Raw genomic sequence first — 12,607 nt, 5'->3', positions numbered from 1 at the left:
CCATCTTATTGAAATACTTTCTTAAATTGTTTTCCTATTGCATCTTGTTCTTTCTCAACTGTTTTCCAATCAATATGTAATACTGGAATCTCTTCTACATCCGGTCTATTTTCAGCTTTTATATCTTTTCTACCTGGCAATAAATACGCTTTAGAAACTTGTTTTTGTACATCATCTGATAATAAATAATCAATAAACTCTTTTGCACCTTCTACATTTTTACTACCCTTCATAATGCCTGCCGCACGTGGACTAATAACTGTTCCGCTTTTTGGATATACGATATCAACCGGTTCACCCTTAACTTTTGCACTGTACGTCATATAATCAACACCCGCAATTACCATATCTTTCGCACCTGTTACAACTGGGTCTAACGCTTCTTGGTTTGCCCCCGCTACTGTACCTTCATTTTTCTTAAGTTGTTCAAATAATTTCCATCCATCTTGTCCATTCTTTTTCACATATCCTGTTACAAAGTCTAAAGCTGAACCTGAAAGTGCTGGATCTGGAAGATTCACTTTTCCTTTCCATTCTCCTTTCGTTATATCGCTCCAATCTTCAGGTGCTGTTTTCACATTTTTTGTGTTGTACACAATTCCTAATGCTGAAGCACTATATCCAAAATAATGTCCTTTATCATCTGACCATTCAGAACGCAGCTTATCAGCTTGTTTCGCTTCTTTATAAGGTAACGTTTGACCATCTTTCTTTAGTCCTTCCATCGCTGGTAAAGAAGCGAGTACGACAACGTCAACGACTGGATTTTTCTTTTCAGCTTCCATTCTCGCTAAAATCTTACCTGTTGTTCCTTGAAACATTTCCACTTTTATACCGGTTTTCTTTTCAAAGTCCTTTTGAATTTTTTCTGCTAATCCTTTCGGTCCTGCACTATATACAACAATTTTCTTTTCATTAGAATTTTTATTTTTTGCATCTGCACTACCTGTCTTTGAACTACAACCTGTTACTACAGCTGAAAATAGTAAAGTACATACAAATAAAGACTTAAGCGAACTGAATTTCTTCATACGACTCTCCCCCTATATGATGAATACATTTTTTTGGTACATATAAGGATACCGGTTTACCGACGCTTAGCTTACTATTGTGATAAGCTGTCCATACACCGAGTGTCCCCATGTTTACTTTCACTTCATAACGTTCTCCGACATATGTAACGTGCTGAATTTCACCTGTATACGTATCGCACACTTCATTTTTTGCCCAGTTCACGTGCTCTGGACGAACCATTTGTTTATTCTCTACAAGCCAATTTGCCTTACCAACAAACTTTGCAACAAATTCATGAGACGGCTTCACATAAATATCTTCTGGCGTTCCTTTTTGTAATACTTCTCCTTGTTTCATGACAATAATTTGATCTGACATTGACATAGCTTCCGTTTGATCATGCGTTACATACAATGCCGTTAAGCCAATAGAATGAACGATATCCATAAGCTCTAAGCGCATTTCTTCACGCAAAATTGCATCGAGTGCACTAAGCGGTTCATCAAACAAAATAAAATGAGGTTTTGTTACAATTGCCCTAGCAAATGCAACACGTTGCTGCTGTCCACCAGAAAGTTCGTGTGGATATCTTTTCTCCATACCTTGCAGGCGAACTCGTTTTATCGCATCTTCTACCTTTTCTCGTAAATGATTCGTTTGCTTTGTAGCCCTTAATCCAAATGCAACATTTTCAAACACAGTCATATGCGGCCATAAAGCAAAATCTTGAAATACCATACCGATATTCCGTTCATGAGGAGATGTTTTTATTTTTTTCGCACCAGAATACATACACTTATCTCCAAAATATATTTCACCTTTATCCGGCTCTTCAAGCCCTGCAATCATTCTAAGTAAAGTCGTTTTTCCGCATCCAGAAGGTCCTAAAAGTGTGGTAAATTCCCCTTGTTTCATGACAATTTGCAGTGGTTTTAACGCCTGTGTTTGTCCAAATGTCTTTTCTAATCCGTAAATTTTAATATCCATCGTTTCACCTCTCTCCCCTCATTCTTAACCTGCTTTCATTCTATATGGAGGATTTATACTGAATGTTAATGTACTGTAAAGATTAAATTAAAAAACTTCTAATAAACTATTTATTTCTATAGATTTTTTCTATAGTTAAAATAAAAAAGGCGGGCAATTCATAATGAATCTCTTAAAATTAGAAATTGTAGTGCTTATTAAGAAATACAAAAAGCTTACGATTGTTGCAGAAAAACTTGGCGTGAAACAACCTACTATTACATTTCATATAAAAAGCTTAGAAGAGGAACTTGGTGTGTCTTTATTTGAATTACGTTCCGGAAGGTATTTCTTAACAGAGGCTGGCGAGGCATTTCATCATTATGCTTGTAAAATAGATGCACTTATGAAAGAAGCTAGGCGGGTCACACAAGAGTTTAAAGATTTTCATAAAGGTGCTATAACAATCGGTGCTAGTTATGTACCAGCGACTTATCTTTTACCAGAAGTTGTTCACCAATTTCAATGCGAATTTCCTAATATAAAAATAACGCTCATGGTAAAACCAGCTCCTGAAATTCGAATCATGCTACAAAATCATGAAATTGATCTCGGAGTAATTTCTGCTGCACCATTTGATGAACCACTTTTAAAACAAACGAATGTAATGCCTGATACACTTGTTCTCGCTTTTTCCAAAGAACATCATTTTGCTAAAAAGACAAATGTATCATTACAAGATATCGAAAAAGAACGTATATTATTGCATCGTAATCCATCTACAACGAGAGATTTACTTACACAATGGACACTAGCACATAACATCACATTCAAATCTGAAATTGAACTAGATTCATTAGAAACGATGAAACAAATTTTAAAATACGGGAATGGCGTCGCTTTTATTTCTAAACTTGCTATTGAACAAGAAATACAGCGAAATGAGCTATGCTATATACCAATTCCAAGATTTGAATTTCAGCGTAACATTTATACGATTCATCATGAGGACAGATGGAATTCTAAAATCATTTCTTTTTTACTACATAGCATCATTTCTTTCGCAGCCAAAAATTAAAAGGCTGTCGTTATACACGACAGCCTTTTAAACTAAAACTCTATTTATTTTTCTTCGCCTCAATTTTTGCTTGTGCCTCTTCAGCCTTATCTAATGCTTCTGAAACTTTTTTCTCTTTTTCTTTCACTTCATCTATACTATCGACTGCTTTAATAAGTTTATCGATTCCTTCTTCTTCTACTTTTCTCCGCTTTGCCACTCTTTCATTTACTTTCTCTTCCACATCTTTTGCTTTTTGAAGCATATTCTCTGCATTTGATTTCACAGCTTTTTCAAGTTCATCATCTTTTTTCTTTTGTAACACTTCATTTGCAATATCTTTCGCTTCTAAATACTTACCGTCTTTTAATGCTGTTGCTCCGTGATCCATTATCTCGGCAATTTCTTTATATGATTTCGCTTCATTTCCTGATTTCTCTTTTTCTGCTTTTTCGAACCACATTGTTGCATCACTATATTTTTCATCTTTCAATGATTGCATACCTGTTTCAATATACGTGTCATAATTGCTACATCCAGCCATTACAACTAACAGAAAAAGCATAACAAAACTTATTTTTTTCATGATGTTTTCTCCTTTTCTTTGCCTGCTCACTTTACTGTAACATACATGAAAAAGAGTTTCAAAAACTAAAATACTAATTTGGTCATTTTTTATCATTAAGTCAAATTTTCTTTTAGGCTGACACATCCACTTGCTTTTTCGCTACATGCTTCTTCACTCCAACTAAAACAACTAACAATAATCCTCCGCCTATTGTCATCATAACAATGCTAGTCGGTAACATATCTAATAATAATCCATATACAATCATACCAAGCGGTGCAATAGCAGTAGCAATTGTTTCAAGCAAACCGAAAACACGGCCTAAATAACTTGGATCTGTCGTCTTTTGCAAATGTACTTGCATCGGGATATTTACAGCCATCATTGATATACCCGTTAAAATCATAAAAGCAATATAGTACATAAAACTTACTACTTTCGGAATGGTAACTAACAATGGGAAGACCGTACATAAACTTAAACCCGCAAATAAAAACAGCCCAATATAAACAGAGCGAAACGGATTATTCACTTCTTTACGTACTGATAATGCAATCGCACCAATTAGCATCCCGACAGCTAACATGCCCTCTACAACACCGAGTTGCTTCGAGGATAAATGCAGGTTTTGAATAATAATAAATGGTAGTGAAACGAACAGTGCACTTGCAAAAAAGTTTACCCATAGCCCTATTTTCATTAAACCATATATTTCATGCTGTCTTTTTATATATGAAAAACCTTCTTTTATACTCATCAAGAAATGCTCTTTACTTTCAACCATTTCTTTTTTATATAAATCAAATACGATAAATAATTGTACAATTACCGCTAAAAAGAATGTAATACTATTTAACAGAAAGAACGACTTAATTGAAAAGAAACCAAATACAACTCCGCCAATAATTGGTGCTAAAATATTCGATAATGATGCTGCAGTCTGGTTCAAAGCACTCGCTTTTTGAATACGCTCCTCATCTACTAAATTAGGAATAGACGAAGTTAATGCTACAGAATAAAAACTTGCACAAATTGATAATAATGCCGCTGATACATAAATAAACAGTAGTGATGGCCCAAAAGTAGTTGCAAGAATAAACATAATAAGCATCGTTAAACTACTTAATAAATCTGTGCCAATGACAAGCCATTTTCGATTGACGCGGTCAGCTACAGCACCTGCAATTGGGCCACAGATCATTCTTGGTATTGATCCGCAAATAAGAGTAGTTGCAAACCCCATTCCTGAACCAGTTGTCTTTAATACGTATAGCCCCATTGCAAACGTATAAATACCCGCCCCTAACAAGGACGTCATTTTTCCAATCATCATTAAAATAATATTTCTCGTTGCAATCTTCATTTTCCAATCATGTTGACCTATACTTACATCCCCCATTATGACACTCTCCCCTTAAAAGTTAAATTGTGTTAAACTTATTATATAATCAACTTTCCAATTTTTACAATAAAAAGTTTAATTGTATTTAACTTTTAAATTATAAAGGAGCATATGATGGCTACTCTCGGTGCAAAAATTAAAACGTTACGAAAAGAAAAAAAGCTTACTCAAACTGATTTAGCAGGTTCAGAACTGACAAAAAGTATGCTAAGCCAAATTGAAAACGGAAAAGCTACACCTTCCATGAAAACATTACAATATATTGCTGAAAAACTTGGATGCGAAACGAGTTTTTTACTAGAAGATGATGATGTGGAAATGATAGAACTCATTCAACAAATGGAACAACTAATAAAAGCAAATAAGTACGATGAAGTATATGAGGTTTTACTACCTATCGTTCAAAAAGAGCTACCTCCTACTTTGAATACCGCTCGTTTATATAAACAATTTGTAACAGCTGCGGCTAAAATGAAAGATTACAATATTGAACATTACGTGGAAAAGGCTACTTCTATTTTTGAAAAATATACGTTATACCGGGAAAGTACGGAAACAAAATTAAAATTATCCTTTACGATATTCACACGTAAAAAGTATGCTGAATGTTTACAACTCATTGCTAGCATCCGAAATGACTATGAAGAGAAACATTTAGAAATGGATCTCATTATACATATCGAGTTATATTTATATGAGGCGATTATTTTTCTTGCATATGGTAATTACGAACAATGTGAAAGTGTCATTTTAGATGCACTTGCATTTTCAAAAAAACATCAAGTATATTATAAAACAGATGAATTTTACCGTATTTTATCTTACCAAAAAGTCCTAACGGCTGATAAAGAACAATATTTACATTACATAAAAAAATCAGAGCAATTTGCCATTTTTACAGAAGATACTTTATCTGCAGCGGTTATTAATCTTTTAAAAGCTTACTACTATAACACAATTACTCATGAATATACTATTGCATTAGAACATGTAGAACAATTTCGAGAAAAACTAAAAGATGAGCGAATTTTTCAAGATGATGGATCGTATTATCTTGAAAAAGGAAAGGCTTTGTATGGTTTAAAACAATACGAAGAAGCTTTAAAAACATTACAACGTGCTATCATACCAGATTATATAAACCATCCACTTGATCACGCACGGCTTACAACAGCTGGGGCATATCGTGCTCTTTGTTATGTCAAACTTAATGATAAAAAAAGAGCTCTTGAAGAAGTAACAGAAGCATATGAAATCGTACAGTCCTATCCTGATTCCATCTTCACTTCATTTATTAAAGAAACATTACAAATAATACAAAAACTTTAAGAATGTCTCGAAATGGTATATTATTCCTCTTTTTTAGCAAAGATAATAATGATGGGAGGAATATAAATGAATATTCAACGTGCAAAAGAGCTTTCTGTGTCAGCGGAACATGCTAATGTCAGTTTTCAAGGCATGCCCGTTATGATTCAACACGTCGACGAAAGCAACGAAACCGCCCGCATATATGAAGTAAAAAATCCAGGTCGCGAATTAACTGTTCCAGTTAATAGCTTAGAGGAAATATAAGAAACGCCACTTCAATTTTTTGAAGTGGCGTTTTTCTTTCTTTAGATTATTTATTATAAATTTCTTCTATCTTCTATTTTACATGGGATGAAAAAATTTGAATTTTCCACTTCTTTTCTTTTTGTGACCTGCTAAAATACAAACTATGGATGAATTATTCGTACTATACATTAAGGGGGAAAGACAATGAAATCTGATTTAGAAAAAAACAAACCTTATTATGCAGTTATATTCACTTCTAATTTATCAAATGATACAACAGATTATAGTACCGTTGCCGAAACAATGGAGGAACTTGCGAAGCAGCAACCTGGATTTTTAGGTGTAGAAAGTGCACGCGGTAATTCGGGCCTCGGCATTACAATTTCTTATTGGGAATCACTTGAAGCAATTGAAAATTGGAAAAAGAACACCTTACATAAAGAAGCGAAAAAAAGAGGTCGTGAGCAATGGTATGAAAACTTCCACTTGCGTATTTGCCTTGTAGAGAAAGAATACAAGTTTCAAAGAGAAATTTTGTAATGATGAAGAAAAAATTAGCTCTCGTTGTTTCACATGAAATATATGGTGTAAATGATCATATGCATCATGTAATTGACCACTTCACTTCATCTCAAATAGATGTATTCTGCCCGAATCTTCTACAATTACAACAGGCATTTCATTATAATAATGAAGAAAAAGCATACCAATATTTTATGAACCACATTGGATTTGATGGTGGAAAAAAGCAAATTGAGGAACTCATTCATAGCCTTTCCAATCGTTACACACATATTGGACTTATCGGCTTTAGCGTTGGAGCTACCATCTCATGGCTATGTAGTAACAATCCAAAACTAGATTTTATTATTGGATGTTACGGCTCTCGTATACGCGATTATGTTCACATGAAGCCTGCATGTGCTACATTACTCATTTTTCCTGAAAAAGAAATTAGTTTTTCAGTATCCTCCTTAACGAAAACATTACAGCAACAAGATAATCCTTTATTAGAAATAAAACAACTACAGGGTGAGCATGGATTTTTAAATCCATACACTGAAAAATATAACGAACACTCTACAAAACAAGTATACAATTTAATAGATTCATTTCTTATGAAAGCACTCTTATAAAGGAGGTTCTAATGCCCCTTACATTACTCTTACTTATTTTCATAATCATTGCCTTTATATCAGCGCTAACTCTCATTTTTATAACAGTTAAAAATGAGAAATTTTTAAAACGTCCCTATTCACAATCCATTATCGTTTGTATTTTATTTTTGACAAATTGGGTACTATATGTAACAACTTTTTATTCGTTACTCCCCAAGAAAATGAGTGAGTTCATATTTTTACCCATTTGGTTTTTCCTTTGCATTTTAGGATTTATCGTCTTCTGGCGCGAATGGAGAAATAATCGTGTGTTCTCGATATGTATCGGTTTTCTTTCTTTTATTAGTTTTCTATTCGGAGTGTTGTTGTTAGTTCTTTCAGGAATGTAAAAGAAAAGGAAGAAAAGCACGACATCAACTTTTCTTCCTTCTATCTTTACCTTTAGACTTCACTGTCACTGATTCACAAGGTGTATAATAAATTTGAGGTGTCGCCTTATCAACAAACATCATAAACGTAATAAAGCCGATAATAAAGAAAATAAACAACGTTAACAATATTGCTCCTATCGTTAAAAGTATCATAACACCACCCCTATATATTTCTTATTATTACACCTTTCGCTATTATATGAGCCGAATCCTTTCTAGAAAAAGAAACGTAACAAAATAATCACAATCACTCCAGTTAATACGGTTCCTAATAGACTACGAGTATAGATTGCGACAAGAAATGTTGGAATTGCGGCGATAAGATAATCCCACTGCATCGTCTCATGCATAAATAATACTTGTGCTAAAAGTGCTGCTAATATCGCAATTGGTATGTAATTTAACCATTTTAAACCCCAGTCTGGAATTTGTATTTTACTAAATACGAGAAGAGGCAAAATACGCGGAACGAGTGTGACAGCTCCTGCCGCTAGTAATAGTAATAATACATCTAATCTCATTTCCATTTTTCAATCAGCACTCCAATCGTCGCAGCTAGTAATGTTGCAATAATAACTGCTATACTATCTGGCATAAATAAGTGTGAAACGTATGCGATAATAATCGCTACAATTGCTACACTGAGATGAATTGCTAGTTTCGGTTTACTACTTATTAGCTGAAGTACAAATAATCCGATAAACATCGCTGGTAATGCATAATCCATCCCGTACGTATGAGGGTCTGGTATCCACTCACCAAAAAGCCCCCCGATAACTGTAGCAAGAATCCAATTTAAATACGCTGTTACATTAAGGCCCATCATCCATTTCTCGCCTAAATATCCTTTTTGCGCTGCTTGTTGCACTGCAACGCCGAAAGTTTCATCTGTAATTTGCGAACCAATTATTACATTTTTAAAAAGAGGTATCTTCGTGAAGTAAGGCGCAAGTGCCGCACTCATTAATAAGTGACGTAAATTAACAAAGAACACGGTAAAAATAATTGCTGAGGCTGGGGCACCTGCTGCATACATCCCCGCTAATATAAACTGAGCAGAACCTGCGTAAATTAACGTGGACATAAAGGCGATTTCTATGACCGAAAAACCTGCTGTTTTCGCAATAACACCAGCTGCTATACCGATGCTCAAATATCCAAATACAGTTGGTAAACAATCCTTTACACCTTGCTGAAATGAATCATCGCTCTGCAGTGTCATATGTGCTTGAGCTTTATTCACCATTATCTCCCTCCATTTCTTCCATCGTGCGTTTGCCTGTTACGACATGAACTAAATCTATGTTTTCACGCCATAATGTATCTAATTTATCAGCTCCAAACTCCTTCGTAATCTCTTCCACCATAATATCGTGTCGAACATACTCTGTAGCGACGAGTACTAAAGCTGGATCATACGTTGTCACCGCCCATGAAGTGCTATCATTTGAAAAGTTAGCAATTAATACTTCTTCCCCATCACGCGCGATAACAGTTAAATGACCTCCCATTCTCTTTTCAACGACGTGAGGTGTCATATAATTATGATGAAATGTCGCTCCTATTTTTGTTTCTGGAGCACCAAATAAAATGGAAAAAATATGTACGCCTTCCTCTTCCTTTTGATGAATGAACGGCTCAATCTCGTGCACTTGATCTTCCCATACTGAAATCCATAGCTCTTCTTTTGCTCTATTAATTATATTGCATATTTCTTTCAAAACACGATCATTTGAGCGAATATGCGAAATTACATCAATTTGCCTCTCTTGTTCTAAACAATTTAATTTCTGGTCTAAAAATGCAAAGGACTTTTCAAAGTCTTTTCGCATTCGATCCATTAATTCCGTAGCTGGCACTGGTACATATTTCACTGGTTCAGAAGGAACGATATGCACCGCTCCTTTATCCATCAACTTGCCAAGTACTTCATAAATCATCGAACGAGGTACCCCTGTTTGTTTACTCACTTCGTATCCTGTTACTGGGGAATGTTTTAATAATCCAATGTACGCTTTGCATTCATATTGGGAAAAACCTAGCTTTTGTAACTCTTTTATTATTTCATCCATCGGTAACCCCTCACAATCTACATAGCTCTCATTTGAAAACGATGCATTCATTTTATATTAGTAGTTATTATTATACCTACTAATATAAGAAAAGAAGACCCGTAAAGTCAATTGATAATTCTGAAATTTTAACAAAAAAGAAAAAGCCTTCTTATGAAAGTCATTTTCTACATAGTATTCCACTTATTTTAACAGCAAAGTATTTGATAAAGTCCCCTCTAAATGTTCACGCAAAGTTGAACCTGTATATTCTTCCCTAAATACACCCGTCTTCACAAATAACGGAATAACTTCAATAAAGAATAGATCCAATGATTTCTGAGGCCCACCTGGAATTGCAATAAATCCATCTAGTGCTCCTGCTTCAAATCTTTCCATAATTTGCTGGAATACATCTTGTGGTGTACCGATCGCAACCCAATGAGCAGAACCAACAACTTCTGGTCGTTCTAGTATTTGTTCAACAGTTGGCTCATTTTTAATGATGAAATTCCGTAATAATTCGGCATGTGTTTTACTACGTACAGTTTGCTCTCTACTTGGCAGCATATCTTCCTTTATCTTACTTTCTAGTGGAATTCCTCTAGCATCTAATCCGAGTACCATTTCAAGTAAAGCCAATCTCTTCTCCATTGTGAGATGTTGATGAGCTTGCCTATGCATCTCTAGCGCTTCTTCATATGTATCACCGATAAAGAAATACAATCCAGGTAATACCCGTACATCATCTTGCTTTCGGCCATGCTTTTCTGCTCTTCTTCTTAAATTTTGACGAAGTTCGATTCCTGATTCTATATCTGGCATCGCGGCGAAAATCGCATCCGCAACAGAAGCAGCGAAATTCCGACCAGCCTCTGAAGCACCCGCTTGAAATAATGGCATTTCTCCTGAAATATGCTGCGGAATATTAAGTGGTCCTTTCACCTCAAAGTATTCACCACTGTGCTCAATAGGCTTTACCATCTCTCTAATGACTTCAGTGTTATCTACTTTCAAAACTTCATAAGGATGGCTTCTCCAAAGTTTTCTTACTAACTCTGTACATTCTGCAGCTTTCGCATATCGTTCCTCAGATGGCGGCATCCCTGTCTCACCAAAGTTTTCTGCACCATCAATGGATGTGACAATATTCCAACCTACTCGGCCATTACTAATCCAATTTAAAGATTGTAATTGCCTCGCAAGTATGTATGGTGGATAAAACGATGTGGAGGCAGTCGTAACCACTCCAATTTTTTCTGTTGCATACGCAATAGCAGTAAATAATAATGTCGGATCTAACATTACATTCCCCTTATTACGAGCGATTAAATCCGGATGCGCCACTAAATAATCTGCTTTAAAAACAAAATCTAACTTAGCCTCTTCTGCCTGTAGTGCCAACTCTACTTGTTCATCTATCCCTGAATTAAACATACTCTCTTGTTCTTTCTTTCTAGCAATTAAACATAATCCAATGCAAAGTTTCTTTTTAGTAGACATAAATACACCTTCCCCTTCGTTTTTAATTCACCTAGTTAAACAATTGATACGACCATCACAACTTCCATTCTTATTAAACACCATAAGATGATAATGATTATCATCTTATGGTGTAACTGTAATAAAAGCAACCAAAAAAGACTCCCCTTAACGGGAAGTCTCCTTTATCTCAATATTTCATTCGCTTCTTTTTCATAAATTTTATCAAATGAAGTCATAATACGCTGAGATGCTTGAATCATTTTTTGACTCGACATAAGATCTGCCATCTCTTTCGTCATATCTACATTTGAATTTTCTAGCATATGATTTTTTACTATTCCTGTTCCGTTCGGTAAATTAGCAATATTTCCTTCTGCTAGTGTAAAGCTTTTGTTTTCACGCTGCACGAGACGAGCATTCGTTTCTGCATCTACTGTTTTTGTTTGCAAACGGGCAATATTATTCTGTGTTACTTCATCATATAATGTACCATCTGCTTGTACAGCAACCTTTGCTCCTTCTGGAATACGAATACGCTCATTATCCTCTCCCATTACGAAAGCACCTGAAGATGTTTGCAAATAACGATCACTATTTAATGTGAAGCTTCCGTCTCTCGTTAAAAACGTTTCATCATTTTTAGATGTAACGAAAAATGATGATGTGCCTGCCGCACCGTCATCTAAAAAGAAATCTGTAGCACTATTTGTAATTTGTACATTTCCTTGTACTAAGTTCACATGCGTCGCAGCTGGTACTACAGCGTAATCGACCGAACCGATATTTGTCATAGCCCCATCTCCGCGGCGATATGTGTCTTGTACATCAAATACTTTAGAAGTCATATTTTCTGCTTTAAATCCTGTCGTTTGGGCATTTGCAACGTTATTCGAATGAACATTAATACGCTGCATGTAATTCATCATTCCCATAGAACCTATATAAAGACCGTTCATAT

The 12,607-nt window shown here is 35.1% G+C and carries 16 protein-coding genes; 6 read left to right on the top strand and 10 right to left on the bottom strand.

The window, feature by feature from the left end; all coding sequences use genetic code 11:
* Positions 1 to 5 precede the first annotated feature (5 nt).
* Together ACS2MN_RS12435 and ACS2MN_RS12430 are read right to left on the bottom strand one after the other, a co-directional pair.
* On the bottom strand, positions 6 to 1,031 hold the full coding sequence (locus ACS2MN_RS12435; RefSeq protein WP_346994126.1) for an ABC transporter substrate-binding protein: 1,026 nt from the start codon (positions 1,029 to 1,031) through the stop codon (positions 6 to 8).
* Entirely contained in the window at positions 1,009 to 2,001 is a 993-nt protein-coding gene (locus ACS2MN_RS12430; RefSeq protein WP_000351834.1) for an ABC transporter ATP-binding protein, read from the bottom strand. Before ACS2MN_RS12430 ends, ACS2MN_RS12435 begins: the two co-directional genes overlap by 23 nt.
* A gap of 163 nt (positions 2,002 to 2,164) precedes the next feature.
* On the opposite strand from ACS2MN_RS12430, the gene ACS2MN_RS12425 reads away from it, so the two are divergent.
* Positions 2,165 to 3,058 (top strand): LysR substrate-binding domain-containing protein, encoded by an 894-nt coding sequence (locus tag ACS2MN_RS12425; protein WP_438894703.1) that lies wholly within the window; start codon positions 2,165 to 2,167, stop codon positions 3,056 to 3,058.
* A gap of 40 nt (positions 3,059 to 3,098) precedes the next feature.
* Here ACS2MN_RS12425 and ACS2MN_RS12420 read toward each other — a convergent pair whose 3' ends face one another.
* Together ACS2MN_RS12420 and ACS2MN_RS12415 are read right to left on the bottom strand one after the other, a co-directional pair.
* Positions 3,099 to 3,623: a DUF4398 domain-containing protein gene (locus ACS2MN_RS12420; RefSeq protein WP_000723949.1), complete on the bottom strand. Its 525-nt coding sequence runs from the start codon at positions 3,621 to 3,623 to the stop codon at positions 3,099 to 3,101.
* Between the two features lie 112 nt (positions 3,624 to 3,735).
* Entirely contained in the window at positions 3,736 to 5,004 is a 1,269-nt protein-coding gene (locus ACS2MN_RS12415) for an MFS transporter (protein WP_000503120.1), read from the bottom strand.
* A gap of 117 nt (positions 5,005 to 5,121) precedes the next feature.
* On the opposite strand from ACS2MN_RS12415, the gene ACS2MN_RS12410 reads away from it, so the two are divergent.
* The 5 genes from ACS2MN_RS12410 to ACS2MN_RS12390 all read left to right on the top strand — a co-directional run bounded on the left by ACS2MN_RS12410 (position 5,122) and on the right by ACS2MN_RS12390 (position 8,071).
* Positions 5,122 to 6,336: a helix-turn-helix domain-containing protein gene (locus tag ACS2MN_RS12410; RefSeq protein WP_000212332.1), complete on the top strand. Its 1,215-nt coding sequence runs from the start codon at positions 5,122 to 5,124 to the stop codon at positions 6,334 to 6,336.
* Between the two features lie 66 nt (positions 6,337 to 6,402).
* Entirely contained in the window at positions 6,403 to 6,582 is a 180-nt protein-coding gene (locus ACS2MN_RS12405; RefSeq protein WP_001025738.1) for an H-type small acid-soluble spore protein, read from the top strand.
* Between the two features lie 186 nt (positions 6,583 to 6,768).
* On the top strand, positions 6,769 to 7,104 hold the full coding sequence (locus ACS2MN_RS12400) for an antibiotic biosynthesis monooxygenase family protein (protein WP_000834002.1): 336 nt from the start codon (positions 6,769 to 6,771) through the stop codon (positions 7,102 to 7,104).
* 2 nt (positions 7,105 to 7,106) lie between these two features.
* Complete coding sequence (locus ACS2MN_RS12395; RefSeq protein WP_043322879.1) at positions 7,107 to 7,700, top strand: dienelactone hydrolase family protein; 594 nt, start codon at positions 7,107 to 7,109, stop codon at positions 7,698 to 7,700.
* Between the two features lie 11 nt (positions 7,701 to 7,711).
* Complete coding sequence (locus tag ACS2MN_RS12390) at positions 7,712 to 8,071, top strand: hypothetical protein (protein ID WP_001131598.1); 360 nt, start codon at positions 7,712 to 7,714, stop codon at positions 8,069 to 8,071.
* A gap of 24 nt (positions 8,072 to 8,095) precedes the next feature.
* On the opposite strand, the gene ACS2MN_RS12385 is transcribed toward ACS2MN_RS12390, so the two are convergent.
* The 6 genes from ACS2MN_RS12385 to ACS2MN_RS12360 form a co-directional block, all read right to left on the bottom strand.
* Complete coding sequence (locus ACS2MN_RS12385) at positions 8,096 to 8,266, bottom strand: DUF3951 domain-containing protein (RefSeq protein WP_000602233.1); 171 nt, start codon at positions 8,264 to 8,266, stop codon at positions 8,096 to 8,098.
* Between the two features lie 62 nt (positions 8,267 to 8,328).
* Positions 8,329 to 8,640: an AzlD domain-containing protein gene (locus ACS2MN_RS12380; RefSeq protein WP_000425939.1), complete on the bottom strand. Its 312-nt coding sequence runs from the start codon at positions 8,638 to 8,640 to the stop codon at positions 8,329 to 8,331.
* A complete protein-coding gene (locus tag ACS2MN_RS12375; RefSeq protein WP_000247290.1) occupies positions 8,631 to 9,359 on the bottom strand; it encodes an AzlC family ABC transporter permease in 729 nt (242 codons plus the stop codon). Before ACS2MN_RS12375 ends, ACS2MN_RS12380 begins: the two co-directional genes overlap by 10 nt.
* A complete protein-coding gene (locus tag ACS2MN_RS12370; protein ID WP_000343347.1) occupies positions 9,349 to 10,185 on the bottom strand; it encodes a TrmB family transcriptional regulator in 837 nt (278 codons plus the stop codon). Before ACS2MN_RS12370 ends, ACS2MN_RS12375 begins: the two co-directional genes overlap by 11 nt.
* A gap of 183 nt (positions 10,186 to 10,368) precedes the next feature.
* Positions 10,369 to 11,667: an NtaA/DmoA family FMN-dependent monooxygenase gene (locus tag ACS2MN_RS12365; RefSeq protein WP_346994124.1), complete on the bottom strand. Its 1,299-nt coding sequence runs from the start codon at positions 11,665 to 11,667 to the stop codon at positions 10,369 to 10,371.
* Positions 11,668 to 11,831: 164 nt separating this feature from the next.
* Entirely contained in the window at positions 11,832 to 12,605 is a 774-nt protein-coding gene (locus ACS2MN_RS12360; RefSeq protein ID WP_346994123.1) for a flagellar basal-body rod protein FlgG, read from the bottom strand.
* Positions 12,606 to 12,607: the final 2 nt, after the last annotated feature.

The sequence above is a fragment of the Bacillus cereus group sp. BceL062 genome, from assembly GCF_051780025.1.
Taxonomy (GTDB): domain Bacteria; phylum Bacillota; class Bacilli; order Bacillales; family Bacillaceae_G; genus Bacillus_A; species Bacillus_A toyonensis.
The sequence above is the reverse complement of the archived record's forward strand: the minus strand, read 5'-3'. Positions and strand labels throughout refer to the sequence as shown.